The following is a 24,506-nucleotide window of genomic DNA, read 5'->3' as shown; positions in this document are numbered from 1 at the left end:
CACGCACTGCCGATGCGCCGCCCCCTGCTGGCGGCACTGGTGCTGTGCAGCGCCAGCGCGCTCCTGCCAGCTCGGGCGGCTTCCTCCGGGCCGGTCGCCAATGCCCCGGAAGGCTCGCTGCGGCAGACCCTGATGACGCACGCCGTGGTGCTGCGCGGCCAGATCGACGGGCGCCAGATCCAGCTTTCGCTGCAACCCAAGAAGAACGAGGATGGCCTGGAAGGGCGTTATTTCTTCTTCGGCGGTTCGCCCGAGATTCTGGTGGCCGGTGAGGTCGACGGTGACGATCTGCTGATGGAAGAATCCGTCAACGGCAAGGACGTCTCCGGCCAATGGGAAGGGCACCGTCAGGGCCAGTCCATCACCGGTACCTGGTCCAATGCCGATGGCAGCATCAACAAGCCCTTTGCGCTGCAGTTGCCCTGATTGCCCGCCCACGGACAGCCCCGGACAGGGGCGCTGAAAAGGTGATATGAAGTTTGGTTCAGCCTCTTGCGCAAGCATCGCCGTCGCCAGCGGGCCTGCGGCCCATGCTCTTGCTTTCGATGTGAACAAGCTGCGCGTATAGTGAGACTTTTGCGCCCCGCTCCCGGGGCGCCATCGTTTCCTGAGGCAGATCCGTGTCCGATTCCAACGCAACGTTCCCCGCATCCTCCCTTCCGCTCGATCCGCAGACCGCACTGGTCCATAGTCGCTACCGTGCTCCCGACGGTTTCGAGGCCTTCCCGGTCGGTATCCATCACGCTTCCACCGTGCTGTTCCCCAACGTGGCGGCCATGCGTTCACGCGACTGGCGTGAAAAGCTCGGCTACACCTACGGCCTGCATGGCACGCCGACCAGCTTCGTGCTCGAAGCCCGGCTGGCCGAGATCGAGGGCGGCACTTATTGCCGTGTCACCCCCAGCGGCCTGGCGGCCATCGCCATGGTCAATTTCGCCTTTCTCAAGAGCGGCGACGACGTGCTGCTGCCCGATAACGTCTACGGACCCAGCAAGGATCTGGGCCAGTGGCTGGAACGCGATTTCCAGATCACGGCGCGCTTCTATGACCCGATGATCGGCGCTGGCCTGTCCGCGCTGATCCAGCCCAATACGCGCCTGGTGTGGACCGAGGCACCCGGTTCAGTCTCCATGGAGGTGCCCGACATCCCGGCCCTGTGCCGTGCCGCCCATGACAAGGGCGTGCTGGTGGCCATCGACAATACCTGGTCGGCCGGCATCGCCTTCAAGGCCTTCGAGCATGGCGTGGACATCGTCATGCAGGCTGTCACCAAGTACCAGTCCGGCGGTTCGGACGTGCTGATGGGCGCGGTCATCGTGCGCGACCAGGCCCTCAACGAAAAACTGGAACTGGCCCACATGCGCCTGGGCTTCGGCGTGGGCATGGACGATGTCTATATGGTGCTGCGCAGCCTGTCCTCGATGCGCCTGCGCTTCGAGGCGCACGATGCCGCTGCGCGCAAGGTAGCGGCCTGGCTCCAGCAACGTCCGGAAATCGTCGCCGTACTCCATCCCGCCTTCGAGGATTGCCCCGGACACGCCCACTGGAAGCGCGATTTCACCGGGGCAGGGGGGCTGTTCTCGGTGATCTTCGATCCCCGTTACAGCGAAGAGCAAACCGACCGCTTCGTCGACAGCCTGCAGCTCTTCAAGATCGGCTACAGCTGGGGCGGTGCCCACAGCCTGTGCGTGCCGTACCGGATGCGCGGCATGCGCCACCAGTGGCAGCGCGACGGCTTGCTGGTGCGCTTCAACATCGGGCTGGAAGCTCCGGATGACCTGATCGCCGATATCGGACAGGCCCTGGCCCGGTTGTAAGCTGCCTGCTCGCCTGCCATCCCCGCACCGGCCGCAGGCGAGCGGCCCGGTCACCCCTGCGCCAAGGTTCAGTTTGCCTGCCAGAAATTGAATAAAGGTAAATGGCGCATCTGTTTATCGTTTTGAGGCCTGGCCCACCGTCATAGAATGGTAGCCATTCTCGATACCTTGGTTTTTCCTGTGAAGATGTTGCGCAAAAATCATCAAGGCAGGTAAATAACTGCAAGTTTTCTTAGTCGGGAAGCTGAAGCAAACTACAGTTGAATCCCTCAATATGAGAAGAAATGTGGATGAGCTAGTCGCCCTCCAGCAACAATCAGGGAGAAATCCTCGAAGATTTACAACTTATTTAGTTTCTTTTAAGGCAAGTTTCTGTTGTCATTTCAGGCAAGAAACCTTTTGATCAGGAAATCCCTGATAGGAGCGGGAAGTCGCAAGCATCCTGACTCTCTCGTATCCAACGCAGAAAACTTCACGCATATCCCGCCCTCGTGTAAGACGAACTCCTACAAGTTGAACCGGGTGTTCTCCGTCTAAAAATACCGACCAAGTCTAATTTCCCGCCTGTCCTGCCCCCCTCAGAATTGGCTTGCAGTCAAGTAAATGTAAGCGATTGTAAGCAGCTCGACGCAGCCTGAGCGCGAGCCGTAGGAAGTTCTCATACCGAGGTGGGGTGCAAATGAATACCAACGACATGATGGCGGAGATCCGCGATGCCAACCTGAGCTATCTCATGCTGGCGCAGCAAATGATCCGTTCGGACAAGCCGACCGCAATCTTCCGTCTGGGCATCAGCGCCGAGATTGCCGATCTGATCGAAGGTCTGTCCAATGTGCAGATCATGAAACTGGCGGCGACCAACATGATGTTGACGCGTTTCCGTTTCGACGATGGTGCCATCCTCGGCATGCTGACCAACTACAACAAGGACAAAAGCCTGGCGCAGTCGCATGCGGCCATTCTGATGGCCTGTCAGCCCAGCGAACAAATTTCGTAAAACAACAAGACAAGGCAGGGCCGGCGTGTCCAGGGGAAGTCAACGCGCCGGAGGGGAAGACGTTCAACGCTTTATCAAGTTTGTGTCTTGCATTCATGCCTGAGAGTTCGCTTGCCGGCGGCACGCGAGTCGGGGTCAGGCAGACTTATTACGAAATCACCGGGGGGTAGCACCATGGCTAAGAAGAGCGTTGTCACAGAGGCGCAGGAAATTCAGCTGGCCATCGAACTGATCAATCTGGGGGCGCGCCTCCAGTTGCTGGAATCCGAAACTTCACTCTCGCGCGAGCGTCTGCTGAAGCTGTACAAGGAATTGAAGGGCGTCTCGCCGCCCAAGGGCATGCTGCCGTTCTCCACGGACTGGTTCATCACCTGGCAGCCCAATATCCATTCGTCGCTGTTCATCAATATCCATCGCTATCTGGTGGAGCACGCCCGCATCAATGGCATCGAAGCCGTCATGAAGGCCTACAAGCTCTACCTGGAGCAGGTTGGCTACAACGATGCCGGCGAACCCGTGCTCTCGCTGACCCGCGCCTGGACGCTGGTGCGCTTCTTCGAAAGCAAGATGCTCATGACCACGCCCTGCTGCAAGTGCAATGGCCATTTCGTCGTGCATCGTCTGGACCTGCACCAGGATTACCTGTGCGGTCTGTGCCACATGCCGTCGCGGGCCGGCAAGACCAAGAAGGCCAAGGATGCCGTCACCATGGGTCTGGCCGAGGCTGCCCTGCCGGTGGCTGCTGCCGCGCCCCTGGTCGCCACGTCGGTCCTGGCCGCTGTGGCCTGAGCCGGAGCAGGGATGTACCAATGCCTTGCTGCAGGTCTGCAGCGAGGCGGTAATGGGCCAGGGTGTTCAACCAAAAAAGAATAAGGCCGATTGCCTCGATGTCCGAACCTGAGAATCACCCCGCCGCCGGTCGCAGGCCCTGGTGGCAGGCGCCGGCGCTGCGGGCCCTGCTGCTGTTCGCGCTGGCGCTGGTCGGCGCCAATGTGCTGGATGTGCTTTTTCAGCGCGCCGGTCTTGCTCCTCTTTCCCCCCTCCAGACTGCCCTGCTGCATGGCGTGATGGCCGCGCTGCTGGCGCGTCTGTGCCGCATGGCCATATGGTGGTGGCTGATCCTGCTGGTGTTCCCGGTGGCCGCATTGGGTGTGGCGCAGCTGCACGTGCCGCCGTGGGTATTCCTGGCGGTATTCCTGTTCATGCTGGTGTTGTTCTGGTCGACCTTCCGCAGCCAGGTGCCGTTCTATCCTTCCGGGCAGCGCGCCTGGGATGCGGTGGCCGGCCTGCTGCCGGAGGGGCAGCCGATCCGCTTCATGGATATCGGCAGCGGCCTGGGCGGCGCCGTGCTGGATCTGTCGCGCCGCCGCCCCGAGAGCGAATTCACCGGTATCGAGATCGCGCCCCTGCCTTGGCTGGTCAGCCGGGTGCGCGCGATGCTGGCAGGTGATCGCTGCCGTTTCGTGCGCGGCGACTACCTGCGGCTCGATTTCGGTGATTACGACGTGGTGTTCGCCTACCTGTCACCGGCGGCGATGGAGGCGCTGTGGCACAAGGCGCGCGCCGAGATGCGGCCGGGGACGCTGCTTCTGAGCTATGAGTTTCATATTCCCGGTGCTACACCTGATGTCGTGGTCGCCCCCGAGGACGGCGGCAGGGTGCTGCACGGGTGGCGCATGTGAGGGCTGGGAGCCGCGCAGGCCCTTGGCAGCGGCTGCGAGACGCGACGTATCAAGTTTGTGCCAATTCAGCCGTAAATCAAAAAGGAAGGGCGTTTTTCGGATATGTATTCCCTCATTTGCTTGATTGGAATACCTGTAATCTGATGAACGTGAAAATACACTCAACGCCACAGGGACGGGAGTAGGCACTTGTTAGTCATCATTGGATATATCGTGGTCATGGCGTCCGTCTTCGGCGGCTTTGCCATGGCAGGGGGCCACCTGGGGGCACTGTTCCAGCCAATCGAGCTGCTCATGATCGGCGGTGCTGCAGGGGGCGCTTTCCTGGTCGGTAACAACGGCAAGGCGATCAAGGCGACCCTGAAGGCCTTGCCCACCGTCTTCAAGGGCAGTGCCTATACCAAGGCGCTGTACATGGAACTGATGGCGCTGCTGTTCGAAATCCTGACCAAATCCCGCAAGGAAGGTCTGATGTCGATCGAAGGCGATATCGAAGAGCCCGAGAGCAGCCCCATCTTCAGCAAGTACCCGGGCGTGCTGGCGGACCATCACCTGATCGAATTCATGACCGATTACCTGCGTCTGATGGTCTCGGGCAACATGGATGCGTTCCAGATCGAAAACCTGATGGACAACGAAATCGAGACCCACCACCACGAGGGCGAAATTCCGGTGCACTGCATCGCCAAGCTGGGCGACGGCATGCCGGCCTTCGGTATCGTGGCAGCGGTCATGGGCGTGGTGCACACCATGGAATCGGTGGGTATCCCGCCCTCCGAGCTGGGCATGCTGATCGCGCACGCGCTGGTCGGTACCTTCCTCGGTATTCTGCTGGCCTACGGTTTCGTGGGCCCGCTCTCCAGCCTGCTGGAACAGAAGCTGCACGAATCGACCAAGATCTACCAGTGCGTGAAGGTGACCCTGCTGGCCAGCCTCAATGGCTATGCGCCGGCCCTGTCGATCGAATTCGGCCGCAAGGTCCTGTTCTCGACCGAGCGTCCGACCTTCCTCGAACTGGAAGAGCACGTCAAGCAGGCCAAGGGCAAGTAAGGCTGCCAGGCTGGTCCGGGGAGATCAGCTTGCAGGGCGATTCACACAGACATCAGTATTGAAGCAGGAGCACAGGCATGGCCGACGAAGGTCTACGTCCCATTATCGTCAAACGCATCAAGAAAGGCGGCGGGGGTCACCACGGTGGCGCCTGGAAGATTGCGTACGCCGACTTCGTGACGGCGATGATGGCCTTCTTCCTGCTCATGTGGCTGCTGGGGTCGACCGCCAAGGGGGACCTGAACGGTATTGCCGAATACTTCAAGACCCCGCTGAAGGTGGCCATGGCCGGTGGTTCCGGCAGCGGTGACGCCAACACCGTGTTGCCGGGGGGCGGCAAGGATCTGACCCGCCAGGACGGCCAGCTGCGCAAGGGTGAAAACGATGTGGTCTCGCGCAAGCAGAACCTCAAGCAGGCGCAGCAGGAGCTGGAGCGCGCCGAGCGTAGCCGCCTGGAAGAATTGAAAGCGCGGATCGAAAAGGCCATCGATTCCAATCCGACCCTCAAGCAGTTCAAGAATCAGCTGTTGATCGACATCACCTCCGAAGGCTTGCGCATCCAGATCGTCGACGAGAAGAACCGTCCCATGTTTGCCCTGGCCAGTGCCCAGCTGCAGCCCTATACCAAGGAAATCCTGCACGAGATCGGTCGCACGCTCAACGATGTGCCCAACAAGATCAGCCTGTCCGGTCACACCGATGCCACGCCCTATTCGCAGGGGGAGAAGGGCTACAGCAACTGGGAGCTGTCGGCGGACCGCGCCAACGCCTCGCGACGCGAACTGATCATCGGCGGCATGGATGAGTCGAAGGTGCTGCGGGTGGTGGGTCTGTCCTCGGCGGTGCTGCTGGACAAGGAAGATCCGTTCAACCCGATCAATCGTCGCATCAGCATCATCGTCATGAACAAGAAGGCAGAGGAACTGGTGGAAAAGGACAGTGGCTCGTTGAACGTGCCCACCGACGCCAGCGGCGAAGACGTGCAGCAGGGGCTCAGTGCGCCGGCCAAGAACTGAGCGCAGGTGCCAGGCCTGCGCGGTTGTACGCGGGGTTTGCCAATGAAGCAGAAGTGTTCCATTTGAACAGGGGAAGAGAGCCGGATATGCCGACCAAGACCATGCTGCAGGAGCTCAAGCGCTTGTTGCTCGATACTGCCAGCGGCGGCAGCCGCCAACTGACGGAAGTGGAGTCGGACCTGGTCCAGACCAACATTCTGCTGGGCGAAGCCATAGGCAAGCTGGGCAACAGCTTCATGGAACTGCATCGCTCGGTACAGTTGCAGCAGACCATCCTGGAAGGGCTGATGAACGGCACCGGTCATTTCGACGGCCAGAGCATCGAGCAGCTCAAGGCCACCCAGGCAGAGGTCAGCCATCACGTCAACGCGGCGGTGACCGGCTTGCAGTTCCAGGACATGACCAGCCAGCTGCTCGAGCGCATCGTGCGCCGCGTGATCGGCCTGCGTGAAGCGCTGGGCGTGCTCAGTGCAAACAGTTTCGAGATCGTGCCCGAGCAGGGCCAGACCGATGAAGAGGTCAAGGAACTGCTGGCCAGCACGGTACAGGTCATGGAGGAGCGCTTGAACGTGCTCGACACCGGACTGTGGAAGGCGGTGCGCCAGACCCGCATGGAAAGTGGCGATATCGAGCTGTTCTGAGCGGTGGCTGGCTGAGTGGTACAAGATTGAACTAGGTCATTCCGGCCTTGGCGGGACGATAGGTGGGTGGCCAAGGGTGCGGCATAATACATACGCGCATGAGCCTTATTGAAGAAACAGGGAGTAACGATGTCCAAAACGATTCTCGCAGTAGATGATTCCGGGTCACTGCGTCAGATGGTGGTATTCAGTCTGAAAGCTGCGGGTTACAACGTGACCGAGGCGGTCGACGGGGTGGACGCGCTGGAAAAGGCCAAGACGCATACCTTCGACCTGGTCCTGACCGACCAGAACATGCCGCGCATGGACGGCCTGACCCTGATCCGCTCCCTGCGCGAGCTGACCAGCTATGCGCGCGTGCCCATCCTGATGCTGACCACCGAATTCAGCGACGAGATGAAGGCCAAGGGCAAGGCCGCCGGTGCCAATGGCTGGCTGGTCAAGCCCTTCGATCCGCAGCGCCTGACCGAGGTGGTGCGCAAGGTGATCGGCTGATCTTGCCGGGATAACAAGAAGATACGTACAGCATCCAGCATGGAGCCCAGGCATGAGCATTGATATGAGCCAGTTTTTCCAGGTCTTTTTCGACGAGGCCGAGGAAGGCCTCGCGGAAATGGAAAAGCTGTTGTTGGCCGTCAATGTGGCGTCTCCCGATCCGGAAGACCTCAATGCGGTGTTTCGTGCCGCGCATTCGATCAAGGGTGGTTCGTCCACCTTCGGCCTGACCGATATTGCCGAAGTCACGCACGTCCTGGAGTCGCTGCTGGACCGCATCCGCCAGGGCCAGATGAAGCTGACCTCGGAGCACGTAGATGCCTTCCTGGCGGCCAAGGACGTGCTCAAGTCCATGCTGGACGGCCACAAGCACGGCGCCGAGGTCGATCAGGATGCGGTCGGCGACGTGCGCATGCTGCTCGAAGCCCTGTCGCAGGGCAAGAGTTCCAGCGCCGCTCCCAAGGCGGAGGCGGGCGCTGCGGTCGTGGTCGGTCCGGGCGGCGTGCGCCGCTACCGCCTGGACATGCCCGAGATCGCCGACAAGGATGCCGAAGCCCTGGCCGACGAGCTCTCCATGCTGGGCAAGCTGGAGAAGTCCAAATCGCCCGAGGGCAAATGGATCTTCATTCTGGATACGGCTGAACCGATCGATGACGTGGTCGCCATCTGTGCCTTCATCGTCAATGTCGCCGACCTGAAGATTTCGCAGGCCGTCGAAACCGCCAAAAGCAGCGACGAAGAGCGCGGCTATGGCTTCTTCGACAATTTCGTCACCCAGGAAGAGCGTGAACGCACCCAGGGTTACGGTTTCTTCGACAATCACACCGCCATCGAGGACAAGGAGCGCGAGCAGGGCTACGGTTTCTTCGCGCCCTTCGTGCCCCTGGACATCAGCGCCAAGAAGGCCGATGGCGAGGCCCATGCGGGTGGTGCCGGTAACGGTAATGGCAACGGCAATGGCCATCACGACGATGGTCATCTGCAGGGCGACCATGGCGGCGAAAAGAGGGCGGCCAAGGGCGGCACCGGCCAGGAGTCCTCCTCCATCCGGGTCAGCATCGAAAAGGTCGACCAGCTCATCAACCTGGTCGGCGAACTGGTGATTACCCAGGCCATGATCGAGCAGCGCGTGGGCAAGCTCGACCCGATGCACCATGAACACCTGCTCAACAGCGTGAGCCAGTTGAGCCGCAATACGCGGGATCTGCAGGAATCGGTGATGTCGATCCGCATGATGCCGATGGATTACGTCTTCTCGCGCTTCCCGCGCATGGTGCGCGACCTGGCGCACAAGCTGGGCAAGCAGGTCGAGTTCGTCACCCACGGCGCGGCCACCGAGCTGGACAAGGGCTTGATCGAGCGCATCGTCGATCCGCTCACCCACCTGGTGCGTAACAGCATCGACCACGGCATCGAACAGCCAGAGGCCCGGCGCGCTGCCGGCAAGGGCGAGGCCGGTGTGCTGTCCCTGTCGGCCGAGCACCAGGGCGGCAACATCATCATTGAAGTTACCGACGACGGTGGCGGCCTGAACCGCGACAAGATCCTGGCCAAGGCCAAGCAGCAGGGCATGCCGGTGACCGACAGCCTGACCGACGCCGAAGTGTGGCAACTGATCTTCGAACCGGGTTTCTCCACCGCCGAGCAGGTCACCGACGTGTCCGGCCGCGGCGTGGGCATGGACGTGGTCAAACGCAACATCCTGGCCATGGGCGGCGCGGTGGATATTCGCTCCAGCAAGGGTTTCGGCACCACGATTTCAATCTCGCTGCCGCTGACGCTGGCGATCCTGGACGGGATGTCGATTCGCATCGGTGAAGAAGTTTACATATTGCCGCTAGGATATGTGGTTGAATCTTTGCAGCCTTTGCCGCAAGATATCAAGGAAATTTCCGGTCAGGGCAAGGTGCTGCGTGTACGTGGCGAATATCTGCCGCTGATCCCGCTGTATCAGATTTTCAACATCGAACCTTCATTCACCGATCCCTCGCAAGGATTGGTGGTCATTTTGGAGTCAGATGGGAAAAAGGCGGCACTTTTCGTGGATGACCTGATCGGACAACAGCAAATCGTTGTGAAGAACCTGGAATCCAACTATCGGAAAGTTGCTGGCATTTCCGGTGCTACCATTCTGGGCGACGGCGGCGTCGCCCTGATTGTCGATGTGGCAGCCTTGCTGCGATCCAGCCGCCAACTGAATGACGAATCTGTATTTTCCTGATATTTAAAGGGCCTCAACATGTCTGACACTGCAACCAAGAATCTTTCCGGCTTCGGCGACAAGACCGACAGCAACGGAAACGAGTTTCTCGCCTTCACCCTGGGCAAGGAAGAATACGGCATCGATATTCTGAAGGTTCAGGAAATCCGCGGCTACGAAGCCGTGACCCGCATCGCCAATTCGCCCGACTTCATCAAGGGCGTCGTGAACCTGCGCGGCATCATCGTGCCCATCGTGGACATGCGCATCAAGTTCCAGCTGGGCGAGCCGACTTATGACCAGTTCACCGTGGTCATCATCTTGAACATCGGCGGTCGCGTCGTGGGCATGGTGGTCGACAGCGTCTCCGACGTCATCACGCTGACCCAGGAACAGATCAAGCCGGCACCGGAGATGGGTACCACCTTCGATTCCGATTACCTGATCGGTCTGGGTACCCTGGAACAGCGCATGCTGATCCTGGTGGACATCGACAAGCTGATGTCCAGCGCCGAGATGGGTCTGATCGAAAAGCTGGCAGCCTGAGTCACTGAGGCTGCTCAGGCAGGTCGCAGAGGATCCGGAGGAGACGCAGGCCGGATCTGACGTCCGTCGTCATTCGGTCGCGCAGGAAAAGCGGGCACGATAGCCCGATACAGAAGAGAAAAAGGCATCCGCCCTGTGGTGGATGCCTTTTTTATGGGCGCTGTCCGGCGCCTGTGAAGCTTTGTGCAGGCCGGCCATGTCCGGCGCCGCGCGTGCTGCCCGGCAGCAGCACTTTGCTTCATCTCTCAGTGGAAGTGCTCGACCGGAGGAGGCGTATCTTCCGGCATTTCCGCGTGCACCAGTTCACCTTCCCGATCAGGGAAGAGCGGTGCGCCGCAGTCGTCGCAAAACTCCATGGTGAAGCGTTCTGCATGATGCTTGATGTGCACGATGCCGCATTCGCGCAGCACCGTGAGGATCTGCTGCAGCGGACTGGCGGGCATGCCCTCCAGCAGGCCGGCGCCGGCGGGGATGATCATGGGCAGTTCTTCACCGCTTTCCTGCTCATACAGCGGCCAGACGGTCCCATAGACTACGGTCGGATCGCCGCCGATGGAAAAGCCGATGCGGTATTCATCGATCTGACCATTGATGTCCTCGGAGAAGCCACCGATGCTGGCATGCAGTTCGGCAGAGGAGATGTCCAGGGTCTGAGTCAGGAAATAGTCGGCGGCGCGGATGGAGGCCGGGCGGATGCGCTTGTCGGCCTCGCGGCAGCCGAAGAAATAGGCTTGCGGCAGCAACAGTTCGACGCTGCAGCCGGGTAGCAGGCGCGTGAAGAGCGGTGTGGCCTGCTGGGTCCAGGCCTCGGAGGCTGCCGCCTTCCTGGCCGAGAAATGGCTCTGTTGTTCGCTTTCCTGCCAGTGGAACAGGGGGCCGCCGGCCGGCACCACCACGGCCGCAATCACATAGCGGGTATCGGCCAGGAAGGCGGCGGTGGGCGGCTGTTCGCCGCGCAGTTGTACCGGACCGGTCTTCAAGGCGGTTTGGCCCATCTGGCGGGTCAGGGCGAAGACGTCGGCGTGCATGCGCGGCAGCTGTTCGATGGAGAACAGGGTCGGCGCCAGTGCCAGACGGGCATCCTTGGCCAGCACATGGGCGTGCAGGTGGGCGCCGATGGCCGCCAGCAGCTCGCTGCCGATGGGGCCGGAGGCGATGGCAAAGCGGGTCCAGGCCAGTACCGGCAGCACCAGCAGCTGCACGTCGTATTGCTGGCCGTCGTGTTCCAGCGAGGTGGATTCACTGCCGGCCTCGACGGCTTCGATCAGCACGTCGTAGGCATCCAGGTCGGCCTTGAAGAGGTGATCCAGGGCCGCATCGATCAAGCCCTGGTGGCCGGTGCGCAGCAGCTTGTTGAGCAGGGCGTCCAGGGGGTTGAGCCAGGCGCGCTCTTCGAGCCGGCTGGAGGCCTGCGCGATGGCCTGCGCAAAGGTCACCAGATGCTGGCTGTCGGCAGAAAGCTTGGAGGAGGAACGTTTGGCGGGACGACGCATGTAGGCTATCTGTATCTGTGGAAACGAAACCGCCTATTGTAGTTGATTTGTCAGCCCTGTCAGCCGCTGCCTTTGCGCAGCGCCAAGGGGCAATAAAAAACGCCGGACGAATCCGGCGTTTTCCTTGCTGCAAGGTAGGACGTGCGCTGCTTAGGCTGCCAGCAGCTGACGCAGCACGAACGGCAGGATGCCGCCATGCTTGTAGTAGTCCACTTCGATCGGGGTGTCGATACGCAGCAGCAGCTTGACTTCCTGGGTCTGGCCGTTCTTGCGGTGGATCACCAGGGTGGCTTCCTGTTGCGGCTTGATCTCGCCTTCCAGGCCCTTCAGGTCGAAGCTTTCTTCACCGGTGATGCCCAGCGACTGCACGCTGTCGTTGCCCAGGAACTGCAGCGGCAGCACGCCCATGCCCACCAGGTTGGAACGGTGGATACGCTCGAAGGAACGTGCGATCACGGCCTTCACGCCCAGCAACTGGGTGCCCTTGGCAGCCCAGTCACGGGAGGAGCCGGTACCGTACTCTTCGCCACCGAAGACCATGGTCGGGGTGCCTTCGGCCACGTACTTCATGGCGGCGTCGTAGATCGACATTTCTTCACCGGAGGGCTGGTGAATGGTGATGCCGCCTTCGACGCGCGAGCCGTCTTCCTTGGCCGGGATCATCAGGTTCTTGATACGCACGTTGGCGAAGGTGCCGCGCATCATGATCTCGTGGTTGCCGCGGCGCGAGCCATAGGAGTTGAAGTCAGCCTTCAGCACGCCATTGGCTTGCAGCCACTTGCCGGCCGGGCTGGATTCCTTGATGGAACCGGCCGGGGAGATGTGGTCGGTGGTGATCGAGTCGCCGAACACGCCCAGGGCGCGGGCACCGCTGATGCCGGTGGCAGCAGCCTTGGGTTCTTCGCTGAAGTTCTCGAAGAACGGCGGTTCGGCGATGTAGGTCGAGGTCGGCCAGTTGTAGACTTCGCCCTTGGCCACGCCCTTGATGGCTTCCCACAGCTTGCCGGGAGCGCCCTTCACATCGGCATAGTTTTCCTTGAAGGTCTTGGCGTTCATGGCGAACTTGAGCAGCTTTTCGATCTCTTGCGAGGTCGGCCAGATGTCGCCCAGGTAGACCGGCTTGCCGCCACGGCCCTTGCCGACCGGTTCGGTCATCAGGTCACGGGTGACGTTGCCGGCGATGGCGTAGGCCACCACCAGCGGGGGCGAAGCCAGGAAGTTGGCGCGGATGTTCGGGTGGATACGGGCTTCGAAGTTGCGGTTGCCCGACAGCACGGCGGCGGCCACCACGTCGTTCTTGACGATGGCTTCGTTCATGGCCGGGGTCAGGTCGCCGGCGTTGCCGATGCAGGTGGTGCAACCGTAGGCGGTCACGCCAAAGCCCAGCTTTTCCAGGTACGGCAGCAGACCCGCCGCTTCCAGGTACTTGGTCACCACGCGCGAGCCAGGGGCCAGCGAGGTCTTGATGTGCGGGGCGACCTTCAGACCGGCTTCCACGGCCTTCTTGGCCAGCAGGCCAGCGGCCAGCAGCACGCTCGGGTTGGAGGTGTTGGTGCAGGAGGTGATGGCGGCGATCAGCACGTCACCGTTGTGCACATCCACGCCATCGGCGTTCTTGTAGGACGCGGTCAGGTCTTCGGCCTTCTTGTTGAAGCCGTTTTCAGCGGTCGGCTTGGTGAACAGGTCCGAGAAGGTGGACTTGACGTTGCCGATCTCGATGCGGTCTTGCGGACGCTTGGGACCTGCCAGCGACGGGGCGACGGTGCCCAGGTCCAGCGAGACTTCCTGGGTGTAGTCGATCTGGCCGGCCTTGGGCACGCCGTACAGGCCTTGTGCCTTGAAATAGGCTTCGAAGGCGTCGATTTCAGCCTTGGTGCGGCCGGTGCCCTTGAAGTAGTCGATGGTAGCGTCGTCGACCGGGAAGAAGCCCATGGTGGCGCCGTATTCCGGTGCCATGTTGGCGATGGTGGCGCGGTCGGTCAGCGACAGCGATTCGGTACCTTCACCGAAGAATTCGACGAACTTGCCCACGACCTTGGTCTGGCGCAGCAGTTCGGTGATGGTCAGCACCAGGTCGGTGGCGGTGACGCCTTCGCGCAGGGCGCCGGTCAGGTTCACGCCGACCACGTCCGGGGTCAGGAAGTAGACCGGCTGGCCCAGCATGCCGGCTTCAGCTTCGATGCCGCCCACGCCCCAGCCGACCACGCCGATGCCGTTGATCATGGTGGTGTGGGAGTCGGTGCCGACCAGGGTGTCAGGGTAGTAGACGCCGGTCTTGTTGTGCACGCCGCGTGCCAGGTATTCCAGGTTGACCTGGTGGACGATGCCGAAGCCCGGGGGCACCACGCCGAAGGTGTCGAAGGCCTGCATGCCCCACTTCATGAACTGGTAGCGCTCGTTGTTGCGCGAGAATTCCAGCTTCATGTTCAGGTCCAGCGCCTTCTTCTCGCGGAAGTGGTCGATCTGCACCGAGTGGTCCACCACCAGATCCACCGGCACCAGCGGCTCGATGTTCTTGGGGTTCTTGCCCAGCTTGCTGGCGACGTTGCGCATGGCGGCCAGGTCGGCCAGCAGCGGCACGCCGGTGAAGTCCTGCAGCACCACGCGGGCCACCACGAAGGGGATCTCATCGACGCGGGCAGCCTTGGCGCCCCAGTTGGCCAGTTGCTTGACGTGTTCTTCGGTGACCTTCTGGCCATCGCAGTTGCGCAGCACCGATTCCAGCACGATGCGGATCGACACCGGCAGGCGCGAGATATTCACGCCCAGCGACTTTTGCAGGGCGGGCAGGGAGTAGAACTTGCCCTTCTTGGAACCGGAAATCTTGAATTCCTTCAGGGTGTTCAATGTGTTGCGAGACATGGCCTCTTCTCCTTAATTTGGCAATTTAGTGATGCTAGCTAGTCGAATCCGGTTTGCGCTGCAATGGTGAACTGCGGGGTGCTGCCTGATTCTGTGTTGCTTGAAACACTGCGCCGGCGGCTGCCGGCTCAGTTCTGGTGGGGTGCCGCGGCGAGGAGGGCGGCCGGTGCTGCGGCGGCTGCCTTCATCTGCTCGGCGTTCTTGCATTCGTTGGCCAACTGCTGGCCCTTCTTGGAATCCAGCAGCAGGCCCTTGGCCGGAATACCGATCCAGACCAGGCCCATCTTGTGGTTTTCGAAGCGGTTGGCACCGGTGGTGGTGGCCACGCGGGTGAGGCGGTGGATGCGCTTGTTCCAGCGGATGGCGATGTGCTTGTCATCGGCTTCGTTCTTCCAGATGGTCAGCTTCTGACCCATTTCGCACTGGAAGTCGGCCGAGACGGTACCGCCCAGGTCGGGTTCGCTGTCATCATCCTCGGCATCGGAAGAGAACGGCATCTTGGCGGCCGGGGCAGCGGCAGCGGCGGCCTTCTTGCCGTGCGCCTTGCTGGTGTGCGCCTTCTTGACGACCTTTTTCTTGGCCGCCGGCTTGGTGTCGGGTTGGGCATGTGCCGCAGTGATGCCGGCGGTGGCAAACAGGGCGCCCAGCAGGGCGAGGAGAGTCAGGTGCTTTTTCATGGACGTCGGTTGAAACGATGTTACTGCGTGGTTGAGAGGGCGTCGCCGCGGGCGAACCAGGGGGCAGTCTCCGGCGGCAGCGCGATGCCGGTGGCGTGCGCGCGTTGCAGGATACTCCAGTAATAGCGATAACTGGCGCGGTCATGCAGGTTGCCCTCATGCTGAATCGGGCCCCACTGCACCGCCTGCGCCTTGAGCAAGATCTGTGCCGCCGTCCCGGCCTCTTCGCTGGTCGGGGACATGGCCTGCACGATGGGCCGGATCTGGTCCGGATGGATGCTCCACATCCGGGTATAGCCAAACTCCTGCGCCGCGCGACGCGCATCGTCGGCCACGGCGGCGGGATTCTTGATGTCGGTGCTCACGTTGTGCGACGGCACCTTGCCATGCGCATGACAGGCGGCGGCGATTTCCAGCTTGGCGCGGCGCACCAGCGGATGGTCGAACTGTCCGGGCGAGCGCATGGCGCTGCCGGGAATGGCTCCGTAATGGGCCGAGACGAAATCCATCACCCCGAAGGACAGTGACTGCACCTGGGGCAGGGCGGCGATCCTGGCGACATCGGCCAGGGCACCATGGGTCTCGATCAATACCTGCACCGGCAACTGCGGGCGACCCGCCGAGCGGGCCACGCGGTTGATGCTCTCCAGGGCGCGCTGCACGTCATCGATGCCTTCGGGCTTGGGCAGCATCACATAGGCCAGCTCGCGCGCAGCGGCGCCGCAGATGATGGCCACGTCCTGCTCGAAATGCGCATGCCCCACGTCGTGCAAGCGCGCGCCGATGCGGCGGTAGACGTTGTCGGGGCTGACGATGAGCGAGGCGACCAGTTCGGCGTGCGCGGCTTCATTGCCGGCGGCAGCACCGTCTTCGCAGTCGAAGGTGATGTCGAACAAGGGGCCGAGCTCCTGTTGCAGGGCCATCGACTTGCGCATCAGCTTTTCGGAGCCGGCGTAGTGATCGCACACCGGAAGCGAAACCGGTTGCTGGGCACCTGGGAACAAGACCTGGGAAGGAAGCATTGCTGCGAATGAAAGCAGGGTAGAGGTTATCGAAACGGGCGATGTGACACGGAGACGAAACGGCAGGCGCGGCGCCCCGAAGGGCGGCCGCGCCATGGTCAATTAGCCGACCAGATGCTTGACGCCTTCGCGCTCTTCCAGCAGTTCCTTCAGGGTGATGTTGATGCGCTCTTGCGAGAACTCATCGATCTCCAGGCCCTGGACGATCTTGTACTCACCGTTTTCGGTGGTCACCGGGAAGCCGAACATGGTGCCTTCGGGGATGCCGTAGGAACCGTCGGAGGGGATGCCCATGGTGGTCCACTTGCCGTTGGTGCCCAGTACCCAGTCACGCACGTGGTCGATGGCCGCGTTGGCTGCCGAAGCGGCCGAGGACAGGCCACGGGCTTCGATGATGGCCGCGCCGCGCTTGCCGACGGTGGGCAGGAACACGTTCTTGTTCCATTCCTGGTCGTTGATGGTGTCCTTGACCGATGCGCCATCAGCAGTAGCGAAGCGGTAGTCGGCGTACATGGTCGGCGAGTGGTTGCCCCACACGCACAGTTTTTCGATGGCCGAGACCGGCTTGCCGATCTTGGCAGCCACTTGCGACAGGGCGCGGTTGTGGTCCAGGCGCAGCATGGCGGTGAAGTTCTTGGCCGGCAGGTTGGGGGCCGACTTCATGGCGATGTAGGCGTTGGTGTTGGCCGGGTTGCCGACCACCAGCACCTTGACGTTGCGCGAGGCTACGGCGTCCAGTGCCTTGCCCTGCACGGTGAAGATCTGGGCGTTGGCTTCCAGCAGGTCCTTGCGCTCCATGCCGGGGCCACGGGGACGGGCACCCACCAGCAGGGCGATGTCGGCATCCTTGAAGGCGGTCATCGGATCGCTGTGGGCGGTCACGCCAGCCAGCAGCGGGAAGGCGCAGTCATCGATTTCCATGATGACGCCCTTCAGGGCCTTCTGTGCCTTCTCATCGGGGATTTCCAGCAGTTGCAGGATGACCGGCTGGTCTTTGCCCAGCAGGTCGCCATTGGCGATGCGGAACAGCAGGGAGTAACCGATCTGACCGGCGGCGCCGGTGACGGCAACACGCATGGGGGCTTTAGCCATGTTGAATCTCCAAAAGAGGTGATGAAAAAAAGCATTCAGACTGCATCGAAGCGGCCGCTGCGGTCAGGTCGCGCGTGGCGCGGCAGGGCCGTGTAGCGGTTGCTTCAGGGGTGCGCATGAAAAATGCGCGGTTTTCCTCGAATTCTTGTTAGGCCGCCATGATACCGTCGAAAACGCAGTGAGTCAGGTGCTTTCGGGCCGGGTCCTGCCGACAAATCAAAAAGCTGTCAAACTTGTGTTCTGCCTGCAGAAAATGGTCGCATCGGAGAGGTCTTGATGAGAGCGATTCTCGTTATCGTCTACTGGCCGGTAGATCGCTCCCTGCCTGCCTTGCGGCTCTTCAGGTTGCTCGCGAGTGTAGGCTTGCGAAAGACCGCTGTCAATCAATATCTTATGTCTTATATAAGACATATTATTGCCTAGTTTTTGCTGGACGCCGTAAGGAGTTTTGTGGTGAAATTCGAGGTTATGAGCTCGATCCTGCCCAATCCGAACAACGTCGACGCGCAAGCCGCGGGGGCGGGTGTTGCCAGTCCGGCGCCCACCTTCAGTCCGTTGTACCAGCAGATCAAGGCGCTCATCATGCAGCGCCTGGAAGCGGGCGAGTGGAAGCCGGGCGAGCTGATCCCCAGTGAGGTGGAGTTGGGCAGCCGGTTCAAGGTCAGTCAGGGTACGGTGCGCAAGGCCATCGACGAACTGGCAGCCGAAAACCTGGTGGTGCGTCGCCAGGGCAAGGGGACCTTCGTGGCCACCCATCACGAGACGCAGGCGCAGTTCCGCTTCCTCAGGCTCATGGCCGACAGCGACGAGCCGCAGCGTCCCGCCAACAAGATCATCGAAGTCAGGCGCGTACGCGCCTCGGCCGAAGTGGCCCGTCAGCTCGACATGAAGTCGGGTGACTCCGTCATTTTCATTCGCCGGGTAAAATCCTTCAACGGCGTTCCCATCATCCTCGAAGACATCTGGCTGCCTGGCGCCATCTTCAAGGGGCTGACGGCCGAGCGCCTGGTGGAATATCGCGGGCCTCTGTATGGTCTGTTTGAATCCGAGTTCGGTACGCGCATGATCCGTGCCGAAGAGCGCATCCGTGCCGTCGGGGCGGATCAGGATGCCGCAGAGTTTCTGGGCGTAGCGCCCCAAACGCCGTTGCTGAGTGTGGAGCGGGCTTCATTTACCTATGGCGACAAGCCGGTGGAAATGCGGCGCGGACTGTACCTGACGACGAATCACCATTACCAAAGCGAGTTGAGCTGAGCAAAGCCGGGTCGGTCATTCCGGCCTCAGGTGCAACGCGCCTGTCCAGTGCAGAAGGACCGGTGTCAAGCCTTTTCGGCATGCTGCGAAGCGCAATAAAAGTTGATGGTGATTTCGAAAATCGGCGAAAATTGCATGATTGTTTTAAACTGAGGAGAACCTTGTATGTCTGAAGCCGCTAAACCACAACGGCCGCAATTTCGTAACATACACCTAACCCAAATTGCCGGCTATCGCATGCCTTTGGCTGCCATCGTCTCGATCATGCACCGCATCAGCGGTCTGTTCCTGTTCCTGATGCTGCCCTTCATCCTGTTCCTGTTGGACAGCAGCCTGCTCTCGGAAGGTACCTTTGCCTATCTCAAGGGCTTCACTTCGGGCTGGTTCGTCAAGCTCGTCATCCTGGCGCTTTCCTGGGCCTACCTGCACCACTTCTGCGCCGGCATCCGTCACCTGATCATGGACAACCACGTCGGTCTGGACAAGGACAGCGCACGCAAGTCCTCGGCAACTGTCCTGGTGATCAGCATCACGCTGATGGTCCTGGTCGCATTGAAACTGTTCGGAGCATTCTGAAAATGGCTGATAACAACATCGGACCCAAGCGCCTGGTCGTCGGCGCCCACTATGGCCTGCGTGACTGGCTGGCACAACGCGCCACCGCCGTCGTGATGGCTGTCTATACCGTCATCCTGCTGGTGTGCTTCTTCACGGCGACCAACTTCAGCTACGAAGGCTGGGCGGCGCTGTTCTCGCATCAATGGTTCAAGGTAGCTACCTTTGCCGTGTTCATGGCCCTGTTCTTCCACGCCTGGATCGGCGTGCGTGACGCGCTCATGGACTACGTCAAGCCCGTTGGCGTTCGCCTGGTCCTGCAAGTTGCCACTATCGTGTGGCTGATCGGTTGCGCTGGCTACGCCGCGCAGATTCTGTGGAGAAACTAATCGTGGCTGCAATCAAATCCGCCATCACTACCCGCCGCTTTGACGCGGTCATCGTCGGCGCCGGTGGCTCCGGCATGCGCGCCTCGCTGCAACTGGCCGAAGCCGGCCTGAACGTCGCCGTCCTGTCCAAGGTCTTCCCGACCCGCTCGCACACCGTGGCTGCCCAAGGCGGCATCGGCGCTTCGCTGGGCAACATGTCCGAAGACAACTGGTACTGGCACATGTTCGACACCGTCAAGGGTTCGGACTATCTGGGCGACCAGGACGCCATCGAATTCATGTGCCGCGAAGCACCGAAGGCCGTCTACGAGCTGGAACACTTCGGCATGCCCTTCGACCGCAACCCGGATGGCACCATCTACCAGCGTCCGTTCGGCGGCCACACCGCCAACCTGGGCGAAAAGCCGGTGCAGCGCGCCTGTGCTGCGGCTGACCGTACCGGTCACGCTCTGCTGCACACCCTGTACCAGCGCAACGTGCGCGCCAAGACCCACTTCTTCGTGGAGTGGATGGCGCTGGACGTGATCCGCAACGAAGAGGGCGATGTCCTCGGCGTGGTGGCGCTGGAAATGGAAACCGGCGAAATCATGATGCTGCACGCCAAGACCACCCTGTTCGCCACCGGCGGTGCAGGCCGTATCTGGGCGGCATCGACCAATGCCTTCATCAACACCGGCGACGGCATGGGCATGGCCGCACGTGCCGGCCTGCCGCTGCAGGACATGGAATTCTGGCAGTTCCACCCGACCGGCGTGGCCGGCGCGGGCGTGCTGATTACCGAAGGCGTGCGCGGCGAAGGCGGCATCCTGATCAACAGCAACGGCGAACGCTTCATGGAGCGCTATGCGCCGACCCTGAAGGACCTGGCCCCGCGTGACTTCGTCTCGCGTTCGATGGACCAGGAAATCAAGGAAGGCCGCGGCGTCGGTCCCCACAAGGATCACGTGCTGCTGGATCTGCGCCACATCGGTGCCGACACCATCAAGAAGCGCCTGCCCTCGATCCTGGAAATCGCCCACAAGTTCGCCAACGTCGACGCGACCAAGGAACCGATCCCCGTCGTGCCGACCATCCACTACCAGATGGGTGGCATCCCCACCAACATCCACGGCCAGGTGGTCGCGCCCAAGGGCGGTTCGATGAAGGAAGTGGTGCAGGGCATGTACGCCATCGGCGAATGCGCCTGCGTCTCGGTGCACGGCGCCAACCGCCTGGGTACCAACTCGCTGCTGGACCTGGTGGTCTTCGGCCGCGCAGCCGGCAACCACATCGTCGGCAGCCGCCTGCAGGACCAGAGCCACAAGCCGATCCCGGCCGGCGCCCTGGACCGCTCGCTGGAACGTATTGCGCACCTGGAAAGCAGCACCGGTTCCGAACGTGTGCAGGACGTGGCCAACGACATCCGCGCCACCATGCAGAAGTACTGCGGCGTGTTCCGTACCGATGCCCTGTTGAAGGAAGGCGTTCAAAAGATCATGGAACTGGACGAGCGTCGCAAGCACGTCTCCTTCAAGGACAAGTCCAAGGTCTTCAACACCGCCCGCGTGGAAGCGCTGGAACTGGACAACCTGATCGAAACCGCCAAGGCCACCATCACCTCGGCCGAAGCCCGCAAGGAATCGCGCGGCGCCCACGCGCAAAGCGACCACGAGCAGCGCGACGACGTGAACTGGCTCAAGCATACGCTGTGGTTCTCCGAGGGGAATCGTCTCGACTACAAGCCGGTCAACATGCAGCCGCTGACCGTCGAGACTTTCAAACCTAAAGCACGTACTTTCTAAGAGGTCGCAACATGACTCGCACCCTGAAATTCAAGATCTATCGTTACGATCCGGACAAGGACGACAAGCCGTACATGCAAGACCTGACGGTGGAACTGAAGCCCACCGACAAGATGCTGCTGGACGCCCTGCAACGCATCAAGTCCGACGTCGACGATTCGCTGGCGCTGCGCCGCTCCTGCCGTGAAGGCGTGTGCGGTTCCGATGCCATGAACATCAATGGCAAGAACGGCCTGGCCTGCATCACCAACCTGAACGAACTGACCGAACCCATCGTTCTGAAACCGCTGCCTGGCCTGCCGGTGATCCGCGACCTGATCGTGGACATGACCAACTTCTTCAAGCAATACGATTCGATCAAGCCCTACCTGATCAACGACAGCATTCCTCCCGAAAAGGAGCGTCTGCAGTCGCCCGAACAGCGTGAAGAACTCGACGGCGTCTACGAGTGCATCCTGTGCGCCTGCTGCTCGACCTCCTGCCCGTCGTTCTGGTGGAACCCGGACAAGTTTGTCGGCCCGGCTGGCCTGCTGCAAGCCTACCGCTTCATCGCCGACAGCCGCGACGAAGCCACCGGCGCGCGTCTGGACAACCTGGAAGACCCATATCGCCTGTTCCGTTGCCGTTCCATCATGAACTGCGTCGATGTCTGCCCCAAGGGTCTGAACCCCAACAAGGCCATCGGCAAGATCAAGGAACTGATGGTGCGCCGTTCGGTGTAAGCCGGATCGGCGTGTTGCCTGCCAGACCCGCCGTGCATGGCGGGCGGCAGCAAGGGGGAGCAGGGCTGCAAGCGGCTTCCCCGACCGGTTCCTTCAGTTTTGGCCCGGTTGAAGTGAATGGAAAGACAAGAAATGAGCGAGTTCATGACTGAACAGCGTCACCAGGATGATCCGGCCAAGCGGGCGCGACTGCGCTGGCGTGCGCGCCGCGGGCTGCTGGAGAACGATCTGATCCTCACCCGCTATCTCGACGCCAACGAGGCGCAGATGAGCGACGACGAGGTGGATGCCTTCTCGCGCCTGATGGACCTGACCGACAACGACCTGATGGACTTGCTGCTGGCCCGCAAGGAGCCCGAAGCGGCGGTTGACCTGCCCCAAGTGCATGCGTTGCTGAAGAAACTGCGTACTGCCTGACTGTTGCACGAATATTGCGCCTGGCCACAAGCCAGACCGATTTTGCCCGATCGCGGCCTGTTTTCACTGGCCACCCGGCGCATCTGAGCCACGATGACGCCCGGCCTGCGGTCGCGGCGTTTGATTAACGGTTTCACCATCCCAGCAAAAGGAAAAGCTATGTCCAATACCGATATCAAAGCTACCCTGTCGTTCTCCGACGGCTCTCCGTCCGTAGATTTTCCTATCTACAAGGGCAGCATCGGCCCTGATGTGATCGATATCCGCAAGCTCTACGGCGCTACCGGCAAGTTCACCTATGATCCGGGCTTCATGTCCACCGCTTCCTGCAACTCGTCCATCACCTACATCGATGGCGACAAGGGCGAACTGCTGTACCGCGGCTATCCGATCGAACAGCTGGCAGTGAACTGCGACTTCCTGGAATCCTGCTACCTGCTGCTGCACGGTGAACTGCCCAATACCACCCAGAAGGAAGAGTTCGTCAAGACCGTGACCCAGCACACCATGGTGCACGAGCAGATGAACTTCTTCTTCCGTGGCTTCCGCCGCGATGCGCACCCGATGGCCGTCCTGACCGGCTCGGTGGGCGCGCTGTCGGCCTTCTACCACGACTCGCTGGACATCTCCAACGCCAACCACCGCGAAGTCTCGGCCATCCGCATGATCGCCAAGCTGCCGACCCTGGTGGCGATGGCTTACAAGTACAGCATCGGCCAGCCCTTCGTGTACCCGCGCAATGACCTGTCCTACACGGCCAACTTCATGCGCATGATGTTCGCCAACCCGTGTGAAGAGTATCAGGTCAACGAAGTCCTGGTGCGCGCACTGGACCGCATCCTGATCCTGCACGCCGACCACGAGCAGAACGCTTCGACCTCGACCGTGCGTCTGGCCGGCTCCTCCGGTGCCAACCCGTTCGCCTGTATCGCCGCCGGTATCGCCTGCCTGTGGGGTCCTGCCCACGGCGGTGCCAACGAAGCCGCACTGAACATGCTGGAACAGATCGGCTCCGTGGAAAACATCCCCGAGTTCATCAAGCAGGTGAAGGACAAGAACTCCGGCGTGAAGCTGATGGGCTTCGGTCACCGCGTCTACAAGAACTACGATCCGCGTGCCAAGCTGATGCGCGAAACCTGCTACGAAGTCCTGAACGAACTGGGCCTGCACGACGACCCGCTGTTCAAGCTGGCCATGGAGCTGGAAAAGATCGCCCTGGAAGACGACTACTTCGTCTCCCGCAAGCTGTACCCGAACGTCGACTTCTACTCCGGCATCGTGCAGCGCGCCCTGGGTATCCCGACCTCGATGTTCACCTGCATCTTCGCCATGGCCCGTACCATCGGCTGGATCGCCCAGTGGAACGAAATGATCTCGGATCCGGAACAGAAGATCGGCCGTCCGCGTCAGCTGTTCGTCGGCTCGCCGCGTCGCGACGTTCCCCCGATCGACAAGCGCTGATCGCCGGATGTTGTCCGTCTGCCTTGTCGGCCGGACAACAAAGGCGGCTCCAGCGCTGCGCTTCCCGTCTCCCGGGAGTGATGGGGGAGGGAAGCGGGGCCCGCGCAGCAAGGCTTTGCGGGCCGGCGTTGGTGGGCGGAAACGCCTTTTGCTTCAGGTTTCAAATAAAAAAGCGAATCCCTTAGGATTCGCTTTTTTATTTGATATTAGGAGATATAATTCCGATGCGCTGACTGGATGACGTACAGAAGTTCAGGTAGACAAGGTCCTTCCCCCACAACTTGATGCAATCCGCTAACCGGTCAGGCCGTGTCGCGGAAGGTGTAGAAACCCGCTA

24 protein-coding genes are annotated in these 24,506 nt (G+C 61.3%); 18 read left to right on the top strand and 6 right to left on the bottom strand.

Annotation, left to right across the window (positions count from 1 at the left end; all coding sequences use genetic code 11):
* Nucleotides 1-12: 12 nt before the first annotated feature.
* The 11 genes from HNO82_RS15490 (at nucleotide 13) to HNO82_RS15440 (ending at nucleotide 10,444) form a co-directional block, all read left to right on the top strand.
* Nucleotides 13-426 (top strand): hypothetical protein, encoded by a 414-nt coding sequence (locus HNO82_RS15490; protein WP_008329992.1) that lies wholly within the window; start codon nucleotides 13-15, stop codon nucleotides 424-426.
* A gap of 194 nt (nucleotides 427-620) precedes the next feature.
* Nucleotides 621-1,817: a cystathionine beta-lyase gene (locus tag HNO82_RS15485; RefSeq protein ID WP_175344332.1), complete on the top strand. Its 1,197-nt coding sequence runs from the start codon at nucleotides 621-623 to the stop codon at nucleotides 1,815-1,817.
* Between the two features lie 679 nt (nucleotides 1,818-2,496).
* Nucleotides 2,497-2,814 (top strand): flagellar transcriptional regulator FlhD, encoded by a 318-nt coding sequence (gene flhD, locus HNO82_RS15480; RefSeq protein ID WP_008329990.1) that lies wholly within the window; start codon nucleotides 2,497-2,499, stop codon nucleotides 2,812-2,814.
* A 174-nt stretch (nucleotides 2,815-2,988) separates the two neighbouring features.
* A complete protein-coding gene (gene flhC / locus HNO82_RS15475; RefSeq protein ID WP_008329989.1) occupies nucleotides 2,989-3,603 on the top strand; it encodes a flagellar transcriptional regulator FlhC in 615 nt (204 codons plus the stop codon).
* 98 nt (nucleotides 3,604-3,701) lie between these two features.
* Nucleotides 3,702-4,496: a class I SAM-dependent methyltransferase gene (locus tag HNO82_RS15470; protein WP_175344331.1), complete on the top strand. Its 795-nt coding sequence runs from the start codon at nucleotides 3,702-3,704 to the stop codon at nucleotides 4,494-4,496.
* A gap of 189 nt (nucleotides 4,497-4,685) precedes the next feature.
* Complete coding sequence (gene motA / locus HNO82_RS15465; protein WP_008329974.1) at nucleotides 4,686-5,546, top strand: flagellar motor stator protein MotA; 861 nt, start codon at nucleotides 4,686-4,688, stop codon at nucleotides 5,544-5,546.
* Between the two features lie 77 nt (nucleotides 5,547-5,623).
* On the top strand, nucleotides 5,624-6,562 hold the full coding sequence (gene motB, locus HNO82_RS15460) for a flagellar motor protein MotB (protein ID WP_008329973.1): 939 nt from the start codon (nucleotides 5,624-5,626) through the stop codon (nucleotides 6,560-6,562).
* Between the two features lie 86 nt (nucleotides 6,563-6,648).
* Complete coding sequence (locus HNO82_RS15455; protein ID WP_008329972.1) at nucleotides 6,649-7,203, top strand: hypothetical protein; 555 nt, start codon at nucleotides 6,649-6,651, stop codon at nucleotides 7,201-7,203.
* A 129-nt stretch (nucleotides 7,204-7,332) separates the two neighbouring features.
* Nucleotides 7,333-7,698: a response regulator gene (locus HNO82_RS15450; RefSeq protein WP_006463269.1), complete on the top strand. Its 366-nt coding sequence runs from the start codon at nucleotides 7,333-7,335 to the stop codon at nucleotides 7,696-7,698.
* Nucleotides 7,699-7,750: 52 nt separating this feature from the next.
* Complete coding sequence (gene cheA / locus HNO82_RS15445; protein WP_175344330.1) at nucleotides 7,751-9,919, top strand: chemotaxis protein CheA; 2,169 nt, start codon at nucleotides 7,751-7,753, stop codon at nucleotides 9,917-9,919.
* An 18-nt stretch (nucleotides 9,920-9,937) separates the two neighbouring features.
* Nucleotides 9,938-10,444 (top strand): chemotaxis protein CheW, encoded by a 507-nt coding sequence (locus HNO82_RS15440; RefSeq protein ID WP_008329969.1) that lies wholly within the window; start codon nucleotides 9,938-9,940, stop codon nucleotides 10,442-10,444.
* Between the two features lie 69 nt (nucleotides 10,445-10,513).
* Here the strand turns inward: HNO82_RS15440 and HNO82_RS22390 are convergent, their stop codons facing one another.
* The 6 genes from HNO82_RS22390 to HNO82_RS15415 all read right to left on the bottom strand — a co-directional run bounded on the left by HNO82_RS22390 (nucleotide 10,514) and on the right by HNO82_RS15415 (nucleotide 17,590).
* Complete coding sequence (locus HNO82_RS22390; protein WP_008329968.1) at nucleotides 10,514-10,642, bottom strand: hypothetical protein; 129 nt, start codon at nucleotides 10,640-10,642, stop codon at nucleotides 10,514-10,516.
* Nucleotides 10,643-10,689: 47 nt separating this feature from the next.
* Nucleotides 10,690-11,937, bottom strand: coding sequence for a DUF2863 family protein (locus HNO82_RS15435; RefSeq protein WP_175344329.1), 1,248 nt, complete (start codon nucleotides 11,935-11,937; stop codon nucleotides 10,690-10,692).
* Nucleotides 11,938-12,087: 150 nt separating this feature from the next.
* Nucleotides 12,088-14,799: an aconitate hydratase AcnA gene (acnA, locus tag HNO82_RS15430; protein WP_175344328.1), complete on the bottom strand. Its 2,712-nt coding sequence runs from the start codon at nucleotides 14,797-14,799 to the stop codon at nucleotides 12,088-12,090.
* A 128-nt stretch (nucleotides 14,800-14,927) separates the two neighbouring features.
* On the bottom strand, nucleotides 14,928-15,476 hold the full coding sequence (locus HNO82_RS15425) for a hypothetical protein (RefSeq protein WP_008329961.1): 549 nt from the start codon (nucleotides 15,474-15,476) through the stop codon (nucleotides 14,928-14,930).
* A 20-nt stretch (nucleotides 15,477-15,496) separates the two neighbouring features.
* Entirely contained in the window at nucleotides 15,497-16,498 is a 1,002-nt protein-coding gene (locus tag HNO82_RS15420) for an HpcH/HpaI aldolase/citrate lyase family protein (protein WP_175344327.1), read from the bottom strand.
* Nucleotides 16,499-16,600: 102 nt separating this feature from the next.
* The gene (locus HNO82_RS15415; protein ID WP_034350453.1) at nucleotides 16,601-17,590 is read right to left on the bottom strand and encodes a malate dehydrogenase; all 990 of its coding nucleotides are present in this window, start codon (nucleotides 17,588-17,590) and stop codon (nucleotides 16,601-16,603) included.
* A gap of 468 nt (nucleotides 17,591-18,058) precedes the next feature.
* Here HNO82_RS15415 and HNO82_RS15410 point away from each other — a divergent pair, with 468 nt between their 5' ends.
* The 7 genes from HNO82_RS15410 to gltA all read left to right on the top strand — a co-directional run bounded on the left by HNO82_RS15410 (nucleotide 18,059) and on the right by gltA (nucleotide 24,169).
* Complete coding sequence (locus tag HNO82_RS15410; RefSeq protein ID WP_034350451.1) at nucleotides 18,059-18,844, top strand: GntR family transcriptional regulator; 786 nt, start codon at nucleotides 18,059-18,061, stop codon at nucleotides 18,842-18,844.
* 165 nt (nucleotides 18,845-19,009) lie between these two features.
* Nucleotides 19,010-19,420 carry a succinate dehydrogenase, cytochrome b556 subunit gene (gene sdhC, locus HNO82_RS15405; RefSeq protein WP_175344326.1) on the top strand — a complete coding sequence of 137 codons (411 nt, stop codon included), beginning with the start codon at nucleotides 19,010-19,012 and terminating at the stop codon, nucleotides 19,418-19,420.
* A 2-nt stretch (nucleotides 19,421-19,422) separates the two neighbouring features.
* Complete coding sequence (sdhD, locus tag HNO82_RS15400; RefSeq protein ID WP_008329931.1) at nucleotides 19,423-19,788, top strand: succinate dehydrogenase, hydrophobic membrane anchor protein; 366 nt, start codon at nucleotides 19,423-19,425, stop codon at nucleotides 19,786-19,788.
* A gap of 2 nt (nucleotides 19,789-19,790) precedes the next feature.
* Entirely contained in the window at nucleotides 19,791-21,569 is a 1,779-nt protein-coding gene (gene sdhA / locus HNO82_RS15395) for a succinate dehydrogenase flavoprotein subunit (protein ID WP_034333989.1), read from the top strand.
* Between the two features lie 11 nt (nucleotides 21,570-21,580).
* Nucleotides 21,581-22,291, top strand: coding sequence for a succinate dehydrogenase iron-sulfur subunit (locus HNO82_RS15390; RefSeq protein WP_006463281.1), 711 nt, complete (start codon nucleotides 21,581-21,583; stop codon nucleotides 22,289-22,291).
* A gap of 132 nt (nucleotides 22,292-22,423) precedes the next feature.
* The gene (locus tag HNO82_RS15385; RefSeq protein ID WP_008329929.1) at nucleotides 22,424-22,708 is read left to right on the top strand and encodes an FAD assembly factor SdhE; all 285 of its coding nucleotides are present in this window, start codon (nucleotides 22,424-22,426) and stop codon (nucleotides 22,706-22,708) included.
* A 159-nt stretch (nucleotides 22,709-22,867) separates the two neighbouring features.
* Entirely contained in the window at nucleotides 22,868-24,169 is a 1,302-nt protein-coding gene (gltA, locus tag HNO82_RS15380; RefSeq protein ID WP_008329923.1) for a citrate synthase, read from the top strand.
* Nucleotides 24,170-24,506: the final 337 nt, after the last annotated feature.

Origin of the sequence: Herbaspirillum sp. C9C3, assembly GCF_013359625.1 — a bacterium.
In the GTDB taxonomy this organism is placed as follows: Bacteria; Pseudomonadota; Gammaproteobacteria; order Burkholderiales; family Burkholderiaceae_D; genus Herbaspirillum.
Note: the sequence above shows the minus strand (reverse complement) of the source record. Positions and strands in the feature narration are given on the sequence as shown.